Genomic DNA, 17,049 nt, shown 5'->3' on the forward strand with positions numbered 1-17,049 from the left:
AGGCAAGTGACGAGTCAAGAGCAATAAGGCTTGAACAACGTGAAAGCCAGCGTCTTTAGGCGCTGGCTGGTAATTTGGGCTTATAGCCCTGGTACAAACCACCCGTTTGACGGGTGGTTATGATTTTGATAAAGAAAAGTCTCCCTAGTGAGTCACTAAGGAGAGAAATGGCTAAGATTCTTTTTTGAGTTGTTGATTTCGATACTGTCTGGGAGTTAACTGGAAGTGTTGTTTGAATTGTCGATTAAAATTTGAGAGGTTAGTAAAGCCGACCTGGCTTGCTATTTCTTGAACACTTTGGTTGGTCTGGATGAGTTTTTCGCAAGCTTTCTCCAGGCGCAATCGTATGAGATACTCCATACAACTTGTCCCAGTGTGTTGTTTGAAAATATTCATAAAGTGATTTTTGCTGTATCCAAATGTAGCAGCAAGCTGGTCAATTTGAATGGGCTCCGCATAGTGTTGCTCAAGATAGCTAATCATTTCTTTTAATTTCTGATATTTTTGATAGGTATCATCTGTATAGTGTCGATTGACATACCTGTACTTAAAGAGAAGATAGAGAAATTCATAGAGTTTTGCCTTTAAAAGGAGATCATAATAAATACTCTGCTCTTCAAGGATAGAAAAAAGAGATAAAAGACAATCGCGAATCGGTTCATAAGCATGATCATCTGGCGAAATCCGAGGAGTGAGATAAAAATGCCCAGAGTATATAGGTTGAATATAGCGTTGGCTAAAGCTGTCAATTTGACTTCTACCTAAGAAATCTAAATGAATACGAAAAACTGTTGAAATTTGTTCTTGATTTTCAATAGGGTAGATAGCGTGAGGAGAAGTTGGCTGAATTAGAAAAATATCACCTTCATGACTTTCAAAGCGCTCAGAGTTGATATAGAAGGTAGCAGTTCCTTTTTTGACATAGACAATTTCGAGTTCAGGATGCCAATGATAAATGGTATTAGAAGATTGCTTAGATAAGATTTGTTTTTCAAAATCATAGTGAAAATCAGATGGATTATCTCGTAAAAGTCTTGACTGCTGAGCCATGATAAAACCTCCCGATAAGCTATTTCTAGTTTTATTATACCAAAAAAACTTCCTTACATAGGAAGTTCTCTTTTTTAGCCTTTTTTCTTCATATAAAGGAAGTTAAGGAGAAGCCCCACAACTGCGAGAGCGATAGCAACGTAGAATGCGGCACTATAATTTCCATTGTTAGCTGCTGCCATTTGAACCGCAACTTTAGGTGCAAAAAATGCAGCTAAAGAATAACCTGTGAAGACGATACCGTAGTTGACTCCCTGATTAGCAGGTCCGTAGTTCTCCATGACAATAGATGGGAAGACACCCATAACACCGCCGAAGCAGATACCAAGGCCGATGATTCCTAGAGTAAAGCCAAATTGACCAGGGATGATTGTTAAGGAGAAGAGTGCCAATACAATGACAGAATAGATAATCAATAATGTTTTTGAACGACCGATTTTATCAGAGAGTGAACCCCAGATAAAGCGGCCACTAGAGTTTGCGATTGAATAAAGAGAGACATAGAGAGCTGCTGTACCAGCAGATAGTCCAAACATTGATTGACCAATTGGGGATGCTTGAGAGGCGATCATCAAGCCAGAAAAAGCACCGACAAAGAACATGCTGATAATGATGTAGAATAAAGGACTTTGTAGCATTTCTTTCCAGTTTTTATTGGCAGGTCCTTGTTTAGTTTGTACAGGAGCTTTCCAACCTGCTGGTTGGTAGCCACTTGGTGCCGCCTTGATGAAGAAAATGGCACAGATAATAACAACAATATAGACAAGTCCAATTGTTCGAAAAGCAAAGAAGGCATCTTGTTTTTGAATGAGACTACTTGCAACTGGTGACGCGATAACTGCAGCAAATCCCATACCTCCTGTTAGAATCCCAGAAGCTAAACCACGTTTATCAGGGAAGAGACGAAGAGAGTTTGAGAGGGCTCCTGAATAAGCAAATCCTTGACCAAGACCTGCCATCAAACCATAGGTCAAATAGAGCATAGCTGGTGAGCTTGCATAACCAGTTAGGAAAAAGCCACTAGCAAATAGAAGGGCACCAAGGGCGATTGTCCATTTTACATATCCCTTATCTACCAGATACCCTCCGAGAATCATAGGAATAGGTCCGATAGCTGAGTTGATGGCAAATGCAAGCATGATTTCGGACATAGACCAACCTGTTGAAGAACTTAGAGGTCCAGCGAAAACGGAAAAAGAATAGACAGCACCTGTACAGAGAAGAATAGCAGTTGATGCAGCTAAAACTTGCCAACGATTGAATGTCTCTTTCATAAAAAGACCCTCCTTTAACTTAATACATATTTTCACAAAGACTATAACATAGTTAAAAATGAGGGTCAATACTTTCTTGGAAAATATTGTTAATTTTTTCACTAACTTATACTAAACTAAGATAAACTGATAGAATAACACAATGTTTTAGGATTATCGATTTACATGATGGCCTAAAGTTGTATAATGATATTAAATCAAACAAATAAAGGGGGTAGCAAGATGAAATTAGTTGCTATCGTTGGAACAAATTCTGACCGCTCAACCAATCGGAAACTCTTGAAATTTATGCAAAAGCATTTTTCAGATAAAGCCGACATTGAAGTATTGGAGATCAAACAATTGCCAGCATTTAACGAGCCTGAGGACAAGCTAGCGCCTGCCGAAGTTCAAGCTTTTTCAGAAAAAATCCTTGCTGCAGATGGTGTGATTATCTCAACACCTGAGTACGACCACACTATACCAGCACCCTTGGCTTCAGCCTTGGAATGGATTGCCTATACCAGTCGCGCTTTGATTAACAAACCAACGATGATAGTCGGAGCTTCTCTTGGATTACTTGGAACATCTAGAGCCCAAGCGCACTTGCGTCAGATTCTTGATGCGCCTGAATTAAAAGCAAGAGTCATGCCAGGGACAGAATTTTTCCTAGGCCATTCTGAACAAGTGTTGGACGATGACTATAATTTGAACAATCCTGAAAAAGTTGCAGAGTTGGAAGAACATTTTGCAGAGTTCCAAAATTTTGTTGAACTAACAAAGGCTTTGGTCAAACCAGAAGATACAAATCGTAAGAAATCTTTCATCTGGGAAGAATGGTTGAAAGCATAAGTATTTCAAGAAAGGAGAACAATCCATGAAATTAGTAGCTATTGTTGGTACCAATGCCAAACAATCCTATAACCGTAGTTTGTTGCAATTTATGAAAAGACATTTTGCGTCAAAAGCCGACATTGAGATTTTAGAAATTACCGATGTACCGATGTTCAATGAAACAGATGATCAAACAGATACACCTGTTATTCAGAAGTTTAACGAGGCGATTTTAGAAGCTGATGGTGTCATCATCTCTACACCTGAACACAATCATACAATCCCATCAAGTTTAAATAGTTTGCTCGAATGGTTGTCTTTTAACATTCATCCACTAGATGGGAAGCCAACCATGATTGTCGGAGCTTCCTATGATGTTCAAGGCTCTTCACGTGCCCAACTTCATCTTCGTCAGATTCTTGATGCACCTGGAGTAAATGCAACAGTTATGCCAGGAAGTGAATTTTTACTTGGTCGAGCTCATCGAGCATTTGATGCAAATGGAGATCTGATAGATGAGCGAACTGTTGATTTCTTAGATAGCTGTTTCTATCGTTTCCTTCGCTTTGTATCTGTTGCAAACCAACTAAATCTTCCTGAAGAAATTCGATTTGAACCAGGAACTTACCATGTTACAACTGAAGGTCATAATGGTAAATTACCGATGGACGTTACAGTTTCTGAAGATCGTATTGAAAAAATTGAAATCGATTCTTCTGGAGAATCTTCAGGGATTGCAGATGTCGTCTTCACCCGTATTCCAGCAGAAATCATTGAGGGGCAAACCTTAAATGTTGATGCGGTATCAGGAGCTTCTGTGACTTCAAATGGTGTCTTGGACGGAGTTGCGCGTGCGGTTAAACAAGCTGGTGCAAATCCGGATGTTTTACGCAAACGTTCAAAAGCACCATCTGCCCTAGATAAAGAAGATAAAACCTATCAGGCAGACGTTGTCATCGTCGGAGGTGGAGGTGCTGGTTTAGCTGCGGCAGCTGCAGTCTTGCAAGCTGGTAAGAAGCCGATTGTTGTTGAGAAGTTCCCAGCAATTGGAGGAAATACTGTTCGTGCGGGTGGCCCAATGAATGCGCCAGATCCAGCATGGCAAGGAACCTTCGCAGCTCATCCAGGTGAGGCACATACGCTTCAAGAATTGATTGCGACAGATGAATCAACGATTGACCCAGAATATTTAGAGGACTTTAGAGCCTTGAAGGTTGAGGTTGAGAAGTATTTGCAAGATCCAAGCTATTTGTTTGATTCTACCTTACTTTACCGTATCCAAACTTATATCGGTGGAAAACGAAAAGATTTACAAGGACATGAAATTCATGGCCAATATGATTTGGTTTCTGTATTGACTGAACGTGCCCTAGAGTCTGTTCGCTGGTTGGAAGACATCGGTGTTGAATTTGTTCGTAGTGAAGTAACAATGCCAGTTGGAGCCCTTTGGCGCCGTGGCCATAAGCCGGTTCAACCAATGGGTTATGCCTTTATCTCAGTTCTACAAAAATATGTTCTAGAAAATGGAGGCAAGATATTGACGGACTCTCCAGTCAAAGAATTGCTTGTAGAAGATGGGGTTGTCAAAGGTGTCAGAGCAGAAGGCCGAAACGGTCAAACCATCATCGTTCATGCAGATGCCGTTGTTCTAGCTTCTGGAGGATTTGGTGCTAATACCAAGATGCTACAAAAATACAATACTTACTGGACCGAAATCGCAGATGATATTGCCACCTCTAATACACCAGCTGTAACAGGAGATGGAATCCTCTTAGGTCAAAGTGTAGGTGCAGATCTAGTGGGTATGGGCTTTAGTCAAATGATGCCAGTATCCGATCCAGTGACAGGAGCCCTTTTCTCAGGACTTCAAGTTCCTCCAGCTAACTTCATCATGGTAAATACTGAAGGTAAGCGGTTTGTAGATGAGTACGGTAGCAGAGACAAGCTATCTCAAGCAGCGATTGATAATGGTGGCTTGTTCTACTTGATTGCAGATGACCGCATCAAGGCAACAGCCTACAACACTAGCCAAGAAAAAATCGATGCCCAAGTTAAAGCAGGCACTCTCTACCGTGCAGATACGATAGAAGAGTTGGCGGTTCAGATTGGCATGGATCCACAGGTGTTAGCAGATACAATCAAGAAGTACAATTCTTATGTTGATGCAGGATTTGACCCTGAATTTAATAAGGGTAGTTTCGATCTCAAGTGTGAGGTTGCACCATTCTACGCAACACCAAGAAAACCTGCTGTTCACCATACAATGGGTGGACTCAAGATTGATACTTCAACACACGTTTTGAATGAACAAGGTCAGATTATTCCTGGTTTGTATGCTGCTGGAGAAGTCGCAGGAGGACTTCATGCAGGTAACCGTCTAGGAGGAAATTCACTTACGGATATCTTTACTTTTGGACGTATTGCAGGTCAAACAGCTGTTCAAGAAAATTGTTAATAATGGATTTAAAATCTTAAGCTAACTTTAAGCCTTCTCTTATATCATGTAGTTATTAAATAAAGACCTCCTAACTTTATTTAATAGAAATCCTAAACTTTTCTTTTTCATAATAATCTCCCTAATGAAGCCACCAAATTCGGTGGCTTTTTTGTTTGTAGGCTGGATTTTTGCTATAATAGGAGCATGAGTAGAATTTTAGATAATGAAATCATGGGTGATGAGGAGTTGGTAGAGCGTACCCTCCGTCCCCAATATTTACGTGAATATATCGGACAAGACAAGGTCAAGGATCAGCTTCAAATCTTTATCGAGGCAGCAAAAATGCGTGATGAGGCGCTGGATCATGTTCTTTTATTTGGCCCTCCAGGTCTCGGGAAAACAACCATGGCTTTTGTCATTGCCAATGAACTGGGAGTCAATCTCAAACAAACGTCTGGTCCCGTTATCGAAAAAGCCGGTGATCTGGTTGCGATTTTAAATGACTTGGAGCCAGGAGATGTTCTTTTTATTGATGAGATTCATCGCTTGCCTATGTCGGTGGAAGAGGTGCTTTACAGTGCTATGGAAGACTTCTACATCGACATCATGATTGGTGCGGGGGAAGGTAGTCGCAGTGTCCATCTAGAATTACCACCTTTTACCTTGATTGGTGCGACGACTCGGGCTGGTATGCTTTCAAATCCTCTTCGTGCACGTTTTGGGATTACTGGTCACATGGAGTATTATGCCCATGATGATTTGACAGAGATTGTCGAGCGGACGGCAGATATCTTTGAGATGGAAATTACACATGAAGCTGCTGCTGAGTTGGCCCTCCGTAGTCGTGGAACTCCTCGTATCGCCAATCGTCTCCTCAAGCGCGTGCGCGACTTTGCCCAGATTATGGGCGATGGCTTGATTGATGATGTAATTACGGACAAGGCCTTGACTATGCTGGATGTAGACCATGAAGGTTTGGACTATGTGGACCAGAAAATCCTTCGCACCATGATTGAGATGTACGGTGGTGGACCTGTTGGTTTAGGAACTCTTTCGGTTAATATTGCGGAAGAGCGTGAGACGGTAGAGGATATGTATGAACCTTACCTGATCCAGAAAGGCTTTATCATGCGAACTCGTTCAGGACGGGTGGCGACGGCCAAGGCTTATGAGCATTTGGGGTATGAATACATTGAAAAATAAGGCTGAAATTTTAGACTCTTTCAGAGAAAATCCTGACATGATGGCTATTCTGACTATCATCCGTGATTTGGAGTTGAAAGATTCCTGGTTAGCAGCTGGTTCGGTTCGAAATTTTATCTGGAATCTCTTATCAGAAAAGTCAGCTTTTGATCGTGATACGGATGTGGATGTGATTTTCTTTGACCCAGACGTGAGTTACGAAGAAACGCTGGCTATAGAAAGTAAGTTGAGAGAGGATTTTCCCCAGTATCAATGGGAGCTGAAGAATCAAGTCTATATGCATCAGCATAGTCCCCATACGCCTCCCTATGTGAATTCCTGTGATGCCATGAGTAAATATCCTGAACGTTGTACGGCGATAGGTCTTCGCTTGCATTTTGATGCAACTTTGGAGCTCTTTGCCCCTTATAGTTTGGAAGATATTTTGAACTTTCAGGTTGCTCCGACCCCTCATTTCTTAGAAAATGAAGACCGGATGAAGCTCTATCAAAAGCGTTTATCTAAGAAAAACTGGCAAGAAAAATGGAAAAATCTCATATTTAAAATAACTTAAGGAAACTTTAAGTTAGGAGTTGTATACTCATCTCATAAGTTAAGAAGACCTTAACTTTAACTCCTAAAACTTTTTCATAATAATCTCCCTATAAAAATTAAGTCGCCCAATCAGGCGGCTTTTTTTGATGGATTGATAATTCTCTATATCTCCGTGTGGCATTCTCATACTCAATGAAAATCAAAGAGCAAACTAGGAAGCTAGCCGCAGGCTGTACTTGAGTACGGCAAGGTGAAGCTGACGTGGTTTGAATTTGATTTTCGAAGAGTATCAACTGTACGATTTGTGATTTTAAAAAGGAGGATAAATGATTATTGTACAAAAAGCAAACTTTAAATACACACGAACTCTACAAAATGTATGATGGTTTGTATTAATATAGATATCTACTCAAATATTTGGACAATAAGAAATAAAATGTGATATAATAAAGTGTTTTAGAGAATAATCTATATCAGAATAGTTTAAACTTTAACACTAATTTATATGTTGGGGATGATCTGATTTTCCAATATAAGGCTAGTTTATCTTGAAAAACATTTTGATAATTTTATTTTTTATAAAAAAAGATCTCAAGGAGAAAAAAACATGTTTTTTAGACGTCAAGAAGGACGGTATAGAGAAACTGATCGTGTTACCCGATATAAGTTGATTAAATCGGGAAAACATTGGTTGCGTGCCTCAACGTCTCTGTTTGGCTTGTTTAAAGTTCTTCGTGGTGGTATTGATACAGCCCAGATAACAACTGAAGTTGTAGATGATCATGTATCTAACTCTATCACTGGACTAGATATCCTCAAGGGGATAGCTGCCGCAGGGGCTGTGGTAGGTGGTGGTATTGCCACTCACACTCAAGTCCATGCCAATGAACAGGTTGCTGTAGAGAAGGTGGTTGATGGAACCGACAACCTAGTCAATTCTGATCAGGTCGTTTTGGGAACGGTCAATAAAGATGATGAGCAACAAACTTCTGTTTCAACATCTACCTCTGTCAGTGAGAGTCTCTCAATCTCTGCTTCAACAAGCGCCTCGATTTCGGCCTCAACAAGTGCATCAGAGTCCGTAAGTGCCTCAACCTCAGCTAGTACTAGTGCTAGTGTGTCATCTTCAACTTCTGCTAGTACTTCGGCTTCATTGAGTGATTCTACCTCAACATCGGCTAGTTCTTCGACTGTTGCAAGCAGTTCCCTCTCTGAGTCTTCGCATGTAGAAGGTTCACAGACGGCTCCTAGCGAAGATGCTATCAGTAATGACGGAGCATCCGGAGCTACAGTCAAGGCTAGCGATATTAAGGTTAACCCTAGTCTTTCTAGTGCTCTGTCAACTGCAGAAAACTTCACAAGTCAAAATGCGAGTCTGACAGCAACCACAACAGCGACTCTTGCTGCGACAACGACAGCAGAAGTCAGCGCTAAAAAGCAAGCAGAAGACCGTAAGAAACTAGCTGCTCTTTCTGCCGAGATGGGTGAATATCTGGCTAAGGTTGCTGGTCTACCAAATACCGATTCAGCCATCACTAAGGTGAATGCTGCTGTAGTAGAGATTGAAAAAGCACTTGCAGATCCAACTGGTGATTTGACTGCAGTGGTGCAAAGAGCAACTTCAGCTCGTAACTCTATCGCCAATGCTGTTTTACGTGCAAATTCAGGTCAACGTGATAGCCGTAATGGACAGGCGATGCCAACAGGGGACGGTCTCAGAGGATTCTCGCCCCGAACTCAGAATGAACAAACAACAGCTAGTATAGTATCTGGAACTTTTGCGCCTACTAGTCGTGAAGTTAAATGGACGATCTTTATGAATGCCCAGAGTGCTCTCACCTATGCAGGTTTGATTGCTAGGGTTGACCCGAATACGACAATCACAGCAGCCTATCTAAATGGTGTGAAAATGGACTTGCAAAGTCAGTCCAACAATGAGTATATTTTCCAGAATCGTCATGGTTACAATAGAAATTTGGATGCCACTATTGAGATTTTTGCAACAGCCAATAATAGCTCAACTCAGGCGACCTTGAATGCACAAGTTGCGACAAGTAGTAAGGAGTTTTCAGCAAGTAACCCTCCTGGCAACTACACTTCTGTAATGACTAATAGTGTTACAACAGGAAGAACATCAGATAGAGCGCCAAAAATTGAATTGCCATCTTATCTTACTTTCTTTAATGATGACAAGTTTGAAACGGCACCGAATACACCTGTAGCTTTAAAGTTCTCTGATGATTTCCAATTGAAGAGATTTATTGCTTACCCATCTCCAGTGATTACTGGTTTGAATGGTCACTTCCCGAAAAATAATTTGTTTCAGGTGTTTGACGAAAACAATAAATTTAAGGGATATGCGAAGTCTTGGACTGCTACTATAGATGGTACAATCGGTCGAGAACTATCTGATGGTCGATGGAATCCTATGCCCACGGGAAGTTATACTCTTGAGTTTGGAGCGACGGATTCAAGCAATAATGAGACAAGAGCGACAATGACTGTTTACATCAGAGGTTTCAACGAACGGAACAATCCTGTGAGTGGTGCCGCTGTTACAGTTAACAATCCGTCTAAGTTGAGCGAGACTGAAAGAACTCAAATTCTTGAAAACTTCAAAACAGCAAACAAAAATATCCTTTCTGGTTCAGACTTCACAAAAGATGGTGTGACGGGTAACATTACTGTGTCAGAAACAGGTGAAATCACCATCACCTACCGTGATAACACTGTTGATGTCGTTCAAGCAAGCACAGAAAACGAAGCTGTGCCTCCTGTTCCTGGTGTTACAGTGACACGCGATGGTCAGCCAATCCCGGCGACTCCGAGTCCAGATGCTTCCCGTAGAGATGAGCATATCGTCTATGCTGGTGATGACTTTACAGTTGATTTCACAGCGTATGATAATAGTGGGAAACTAAAAGAGTTTAAGATTATCTCCAAAGCAGATGCGAATCGACCTGCTCTAACAAGCAACTTTTTCCAAGGTGATACCGGTACAGGAGATGAGTATGGTACAGGTACGGTTGCTTATCTAAATAGTGGCAATATCGATGCTACTGAGAGCAAGCCAGCTCATATCGTTGTAAAAGCCCATCTTAAGGATGATTTGCAATATAGTTCGGGTAACTCTTGGCAACGCAATGCGGTTGCTACCGACCAAGTAAATAATCGAAATGTCACAACAGGACATGGTAATGTTCGTATCACTCAAGGGCAACTGAAAGACCGTTTGCCTGTTACAAAACCAGCTAAGACACTGGTTGGTGATAAGAACAACCTGACAGAGCAAGAAAAAACAGATATCAAGAATGCTATCTTTGCCCAAAACCCTCAAGATACTCACCGTATCAAATCGATTGATGTTTCAAGCAATGGTACAGCAACGATTACCTATAAAGATGGTACGGCTAATACACTTCAACCAACGGATACAGTTGAAGAGCGTCCAAGAGTTGGCGTAACAGTGACCCGCGATGGTCAACCAATCCCAGCCACTCCGAGTCCAGTTGCTGGTAATGGAAATGAACACATCGTCTATGCGGGTGATGACTTTGTAGTTGACTTTACAGCATCAGACAATAGCGGAAAACTCAAAGAATTTAAGATTGTCTCAAAAGCTGATCTTACTAGACCTGCCCTAACAAGTAACTTCTTCCAAGGAGATAGCGGCACAGGAAATGAATATGGTACAGGTACAGTCGCTTATCTAAACAATGGTAATATTGATGCCCCTGAGTCTAATCCAGCTCATATCGTTGTTAGAGCTCACCTTAAAGATGACCTTCAATATAGTTCAAGAAATACTTGGCAACGAAATGCAGCGGCTACTGACCTAGTAGGCAATCAAAATATTCCTACAGGTCTAGGTAATGTTCGTATTACCCAAGGGCAACTGAAAGACCGTTTGGCAGTCACAAATCCTGACTTTACACCTGTTGTAGATAAGAATAACTTGACAGAAGGTGAAAAGACAGATGTCAAGAATGCTATCTATGCTAGGAATAATCAGACAACTCACCGTATCAAAGATATTGAAGTTACAAACAACGGTACAGCAACGATTGTCTACAAAGATGGTACCCGTAGCAATCCAATTCCACAGTCAGTGACAGTCAACGAACGTCCAAAATTGGTGATTCCTTATGATAATGCTACGACTAAGGAAATTTATCTCTACCGCGGAGAAGAAGTTAATGTAACCTTTAGTGCAACCGATGATTCTGGCAAGATTTCTTCATTGAAGTTTGAAATGCAGCGAACCGCTGATAACGCTAGTGGGACTAACTATGCTGGCTATAGCGGAATGAATCGTTCAAATCCGATCACTAGCTTAACGAATCAAGCGGATGCAAGGATTACCCTTACAGGAACTCTAGGTAAAACTGTACCGTTAGGGCCATTTGAACGCTATTTAATGGCAACAGATGATAAAAACACATCTGATAGTGACCATGCTAAAAATGGGATTACCGACAATGGTTATGTCAAGTTTGTAATCAAAAGCCAGACTGATAAATATACTGCTGTAGCTAAGGTGCAAACAGTCTATACTTATGTAGGTGAAACGGCAGATGATTTGTCAAATGCGGCTAACTTTGTACAGCTTGAAGGTGGCAAGCAACTACCGCAAGGTGCTACTGTTACTTGGAAGACGCCAATTGACACAACTAACTCTGGAAATAATAAAACAGCTGTAGCAACAGTCACATACTCAGATGGTTCTACAGATGATGTTACTGTTACCTACAGTACCATGACCTCAATCGCGCCAAAAGCTCCGATCAATGACATCCAAGGAACAGCTCCTCATAATGGGGATGGTTCAAACTGGCTTAACTATGCATTTCAAGCGGGAGATGATTGGTTCCCAAGTGGCTCTCAACAAACATGGACAGATGAACATGGAACTCGCTTGTCAAATGCTCCTATCACTACGACAGAGGCTGGACAACAACGCTTCAAACTAACCTTTACGTTCCCTAAAGGTCGTCTGGGTGAGACAGATAGTGCGAAATTGCTTAGCAAGACCGTAGACGTTATTCATAATGTCTACAAGTTTGAGTCTAATCGTTCTTATATCTTTACTCAAGGTCAGACAAGTGATGCGGCTTACCAACAAGTGGTTGCAAATCCAAGAGATTCTATCACCAAGGTGACAGGTAGCCCTGACTATAATGTAAATAATACGAATTTCAGATGGGTTGATGGGGCTCCAGACCTTTCAACTGTTGGTCGATTTACAAAAGATGTAGAAGTTGAATTGCCAGTAGACGGATCTGGTGTACGTGTCAAACAGCGCGTTCCAATCACTTATACAGTTAACCCACAAGCGCCACAGATCGCAGATAATCAAGTGACAAATACAGGTGGTCTTCCGAACAAGGCAATCACTGTAACAAATGTGACGCCAGGAGCTGTGGTGACACTTACATTAGCTGGTCATACATTTACTAAGACTGCTAAAGATAATGAAACAAGCGTAACCTTTGAAGCCGCTGATTTGCAGGATGCTTATGATGGCAATAACGGTCTTCTTCCAACAGGCGATGTAACTGTTAAGCAAGAGAAGACAGTCAGTCTACCGGGTGGTGGAACTGAAACCTTGACTTCAGCTACAACGACGAAGACGATTACCAAGGAAACTGAAAGTCCAGAAGCTACTTTTGAACTTTATGTCAAGAACGATAAGACTGGCCTATGGGAAAAACAATCGATTAAGAATAATGTTCGTCCAGGAGTTAGTGGTTACGAAGTCTTCGCAGGAGACCAGGTTAAAGTTGTCTTAACTGCTAAAGATAATAGTGGTAAGATTAAAACTCTGAAACTTTACGATGGAAGAAATGACCAAAGTAAAATCTTCCAAGATGGCTACTCAACAAATGATAATGCACCTGGATTCAAGGATACGCCAACTGAAGCTTCAGTAACAAATCCGAAAGTATTAGAGTATACTGCTACTTATGGAGAAAATGTACAGTATGCAGATGGTAATAAATGGTCTCGTAATGTCAGAGCTGTAGATTTATCAGATAATGAGATTAGAAATCCAGCGACAGTAGTTGCACAAGGGAAACTGAATGAAAAATTCCCAGGTATTAAACCAAGTAGTGCTATCCAAGTTTCTAATTTAACTTCATTGACACAAGATGATCTTAAGAAGATTCTTGCTGCAGTGAAGACAGTCAACCCTGAGTCAGATTTCCGTATTAAATCGTACGATATTGATAGCAATGGAACTGTAACGATTACCTACAAAGATGGAACACAAAATACAGTAACTCCTGATTTGTCGGATTCGGATCACAAGTCAGAATCGGCAAGCACGTCAGCGTCAACAAGTGCAAGTACATCTGCATCTGAGTCAGCTTCGACGAGTGCATCTGCCTCAACCAGCGCAAGTACATCTGATTCAACAAGTGCAAGTGCATCGGCAAGTACGTCAGCTTCAACAAGCGCAAGCACATCAGCAAGTACATCCGCATCAACAAGTGCAAGTACATCAGTCTCAACCAGCGCAAGCACATCAGCAAGTACATCCGCTTCAACGAGCGCAAGCACGTCAGCATCAACAAGTGCAAGCACATCAGCAAGTACATCAGCATCAACGAGCGCAAGCACGTCAGCTTCAACAAGCGCAAGCACTTCAGCAAGTACATCTGCTTCAACAAGCGCAAGCACATCAGCAAGCACGTCAGCAAGTACATCAGCCTCAACAAGTGCAAGCACGTCAGCAAGTACGTCCGCTTCAACAAGTGCAAGCACATCGGCAAGCACATCTGCTTCAACGAGCGCAAGCACATCAGCAAGTACATCTGCTTCAACGAGCGCAAGCACGTCAGCAAGTACGTCCGCATCAACGAGCGCAAGTACATCAGCAAGTACATCTGCTTCAACAAGTGCAAGCACGTCAGCAAGTACATCAGCCTCAACAAGTGCAAGCACGTCAGCAAGTACGTCGGCTTCAACGAGCGCAAGCACGTCAGCAAGTACGTCAGCATCAACAAGTGCAAGCACCTCAGCGAGCACGTCCGCATCAACGAGCGCAAGCACTTCAGCAAGTACATCTGCAAGTACATCTGCAAGTACGTCAGCCTCAACAAGTGCAAGTACGTCAGCAAGTACATCAGCATCAACGAGCGCAAGCACTTCAGCAAGTACGTCAGCCTCAACAAGTGCAAGTACATCGGCTAGCACGTCGGCTTCAACAAGTGCAAGTACGTCAGCAAGTACATCAGCCTCAACAAGTGCAAGCACGTCAGCAAGTACATCAGCCTCAACAAGTGCAAGCACGTCAGCAAGCACATCCGCATCAACAAGTGCAAGCACGTCAGCAAGTACATCCGCTTCAACAAGTGCAAGCACGTCAGCAAGTACATCAGCCTCAACAAGTGCAAGCACCTCAGCAAGCACGTCAGCCTCAACAAGTGCAAGCACGTCAGCAAGCACATCCGCATCAACAAGTGCAAGCACATCGGCTAGCACGTCGGCATCAACAAGCGCAAGCACGTCAGCAAGCACATCTGCAAGTACGTCGGCCTCAACAAGCGCAAGCACATCAGCAAGTACGTCAGCCTCAACAAGTGCAAGTACCTCAGCAAGTACATCGGCATCAACAAGTGCAAGCACATCAGCAAGTACGTCAGCAAGTACATCTGCTAGCACGTCAGCATCAACAAGCGCTAGCACTTCAGCAAGCACATCAGCCTCAACAAGTGCAAGTACGTCAGCAAGTACATCAGCCTCAACAAGTGCAAGTACATCAGCAAGTACGTCAGCATCAACGAGCGCAAGCACATCAGCAAGCACATCTGCTTCAACAAGTGCAAGCACGTCAGCAAGTACATCGGCTAGCACGTCTGCTTCAACAAGCGCAAGCACGTCAGCAAGCACGTCGGCTTCAACAAGTGCAAGTACATCAGCAAGCACATCTGCTTCAACAAGTGCAAGCACGTCAGCAAGTACATCAGCCTCAACGAGCGCAAGTACATCAGCAAGTACATCAGCAAGCACATCTGCTTCAACAAGTGCAAGCACATCAGCAAGTACGTCAGCATCAACAAGCGCAAGTACGTCAGTAAGTACATCAGCCTCAACGAGCGCAAGCACATCGGCTAGCACTTCAGCAAGTACGTCGGCATCAACGAGCGCAAGCACGTCAGCAAGTACGTCAGCCTCAACAAGTGCAAGTACATCGGCAAGTACATCAGCCTCAACGAGCGCAAGCACATCGGCTAGCACGTCGGCTTCAACAAGTGCAAGCACGTCAGCAAGTACATCTGCTTCAACAAGTGCAAGCACATCAGCAAGTACGTCGGCATCAACGAGCGCAAGTACATCAGCAAGTACGTCAGCTTCAACGAGCGCAAGCACATCGGCTAGCACTTCAGCAAGCACGTCGGCTTCAACAAGTGCAAGCACATCAGCAAGTACGTCGGCATCAACGAGCGCAAGCACATCAGCAAGTACGTCAGCATCAACGAGCGCAAGCACATCAGCAAGCACATCTGCTTCAACAAGTGCAAGCACGTCAGCAAGTACATCGGCTAGTACGTCAGCATCAACAAGTGCAAGTACATCTGCTAGCACGTCGGCATCAACAAGTGCAAGTACATCAGCAAGTACATCTGCTTCAACAAGCGCAAGCACTTCAGCAAGTACATCTGCTTCAACAAGTGCAAGCACATCAGCAAGTACGTCAGCATCAACAAGTGCAAGTACATCTGCTAGCACGTCGGCATCAACAAGTGCAAGCACTTCAGCAAGTACGTCAGCCTCAACGAGCGCAAGTACTTCAGCAAGTACTTCAGCAAGCACATCGGCATCAACAAGTGCAAGCACTTCAGCAAGTACGTCAGCCTCAACGAGCGCAAGTACTTCAGCAAGTACATCCGCATCAACAAGTGCAAGTACATCAGCTAGCACGTCTGCTTCAACAAGTGCAAGTACATCAGCCTCAACAAGTGCAAGTACGTCAGCAAGTACATCCGCATCAACAAGCGCAAGTACATCTGCTAGCACGTCAGCCTCAACAAGCGCAAGCACGTCAGCAAGTACATCCGTATCAACAAGTGCAAGTACATCAGCAAGTACATCTGCTTCAACAAGCGCAAGCACTTCAGCAAGTACATCTGCTTCAACAAGCGCAAGCACCTCAGCAAGTACATCGGCTTCAACAAGCGCAAGCACTTCAGCAAGTACGTCAGCATCAACAAGTGCAAGTACATCTGCTAGCACGTCGGCATCAACAAGTGCAAGTACATCCGCATCAACAAGTGCAAGCACATCGGCTAGCACGTCAGCATCAACAAGTGCAAGCACGTCAGCATCAACAAGCGCAAGCACATCAGCAAGTACGTCGGCTTCAACAAGCGCAAGCACTTCAGCAAGTACGTCAGCATCAACAAGTGCAAGCACGTCAGCAAGTACGTCAGCATCAACAAGTGCAAGTACATCTGCTAGCACGTCAGCGTCAACAAGTGCAAGCACCTCAGCAAGTACGTCAGCCTCAACAAGTGCAAGTACATCCGCTTCAACAAGTGCAAGTACGTCAGCAAGTACATCAGCTAGCACGTCAGCCTCAACAAGTGCAAGCACATCGGCAAGTACGTCAGCATCAACAAGTGCAAGTACATCTGCTAGCACGTCGGCATCAACAAGTGCAAGTACATCAGCAAGTACATCGGCTTCAACAAGCGCAAGCACATCAGCAAGTACATCCGCCTCAACAAGTGCAAG

At 43.0% G+C, this 17,049-nt stretch carries 7 protein-coding genes and 3 pseudogenes; 7 read left to right on the top strand and 3 right to left on the bottom strand.

Annotation, left to right across the window (positions count from 1 at the left end):
- Positions 1–171: 171 nt before the first annotated feature.
- Entirely contained in the window at positions 172–1,050 is an 879-nt protein-coding gene (locus QM460_RS09875) for a helix-turn-helix domain-containing protein (protein ID WP_414290003.1), read from the bottom strand.
- Between the two features lie 74 nt (positions 1,051–1,124).
- Positions 1,125–2,324: an OFA family MFS transporter gene (locus tag QM460_RS09880; RefSeq protein ID WP_414290004.1), complete on the bottom strand. Its 1,200-nt coding sequence runs from the start codon at positions 2,322–2,324 to the stop codon at positions 1,125–1,127.
- A 222-nt stretch (positions 2,325–2,546) separates the two neighbouring features.
- Between QM460_RS09880 and QM460_RS09885 the strand changes: the two genes are divergently transcribed.
- The 5 genes and pseudogenes from QM460_RS09885 to QM460_RS09905 all read left to right on the top strand — a co-directional run.
- A complete protein-coding gene (locus tag QM460_RS09885; protein ID WP_414290005.1) occupies positions 2,547–3,155 on the top strand; it encodes an NADPH-dependent FMN reductase in 609 nt (202 codons plus the stop codon).
- A gap of 25 nt (positions 3,156–3,180) precedes the next feature.
- Positions 3,181–5,592 carry a flavocytochrome c gene (locus QM460_RS09890; protein WP_414290006.1) on the top strand — a complete coding sequence of 804 codons (2,412 nt, stop codon included), beginning with the start codon at positions 3,181–3,183 and terminating at the stop codon, positions 5,590–5,592.
- A 186-nt stretch (positions 5,593–5,778) separates the two neighbouring features.
- Positions 5,779–6,777, top strand: a complete 999-nt coding sequence (gene ruvB, locus QM460_RS09895; RefSeq protein ID WP_000086807.1) for a Holliday junction branch migration DNA helicase RuvB — start codon at positions 5,779–5,781, stop codon at positions 6,775–6,777.
- Positions 6,758–7,330 carry a nucleotidyltransferase family protein gene (locus QM460_RS09900; protein WP_414290007.1) on the top strand — a complete coding sequence of 191 codons (573 nt, stop codon included), beginning with the start codon at positions 6,758–6,760 and terminating at the stop codon, positions 7,328–7,330. Before ruvB ends, QM460_RS09900 begins: the two co-directional genes overlap by 20 nt.
- Positions 7,331–7,918: 588 nt before the next feature.
- Positions 7,919–8,110: pseudogene (locus tag QM460_RS09905) on the top strand (accessory Sec-dependent serine-rich glycoprotein adhesin); the annotation flags it as partial.
- A gap of 143 nt (positions 8,111–8,253) precedes the next feature.
- Here the strand turns inward: QM460_RS09905 and QM460_RS09910 are convergent.
- On the bottom strand, positions 8,254–8,670 hold the full coding sequence (locus QM460_RS09910) for a hypothetical protein (RefSeq protein WP_414290008.1): 417 nt from the start codon (positions 8,668–8,670) through the stop codon (positions 8,254–8,256).
- A 1,138-nt stretch (positions 8,671–9,808) separates the two neighbouring features.
- On the opposite strand from QM460_RS09910, the pseudogene QM460_RS09915 reads away from it, so the two are divergent.
- Together QM460_RS09915 and QM460_RS09920 are read left to right on the top strand one after the other, a co-directional pair.
- Positions 9,809–13,537 (top strand): annotated as a pseudogene (locus QM460_RS09915) (Rib/alpha-like domain-containing protein); the annotation flags it as partial.
- An 81-nt stretch (positions 13,538–13,618) separates the two neighbouring features.
- Positions 13,619–14,875, top strand: a pseudogene (locus QM460_RS09920) (hypothetical protein); the annotation flags it as partial.
- Positions 14,876–17,049 lie beyond the last annotated feature (2,174 nt).

Source organism: Streptococcus infantis, assembly GCF_047464415.1.
Classification (GTDB): domain Bacteria; phylum Bacillota; class Bacilli; order Lactobacillales; family Streptococcaceae; genus Streptococcus; species Streptococcus infantis_AE.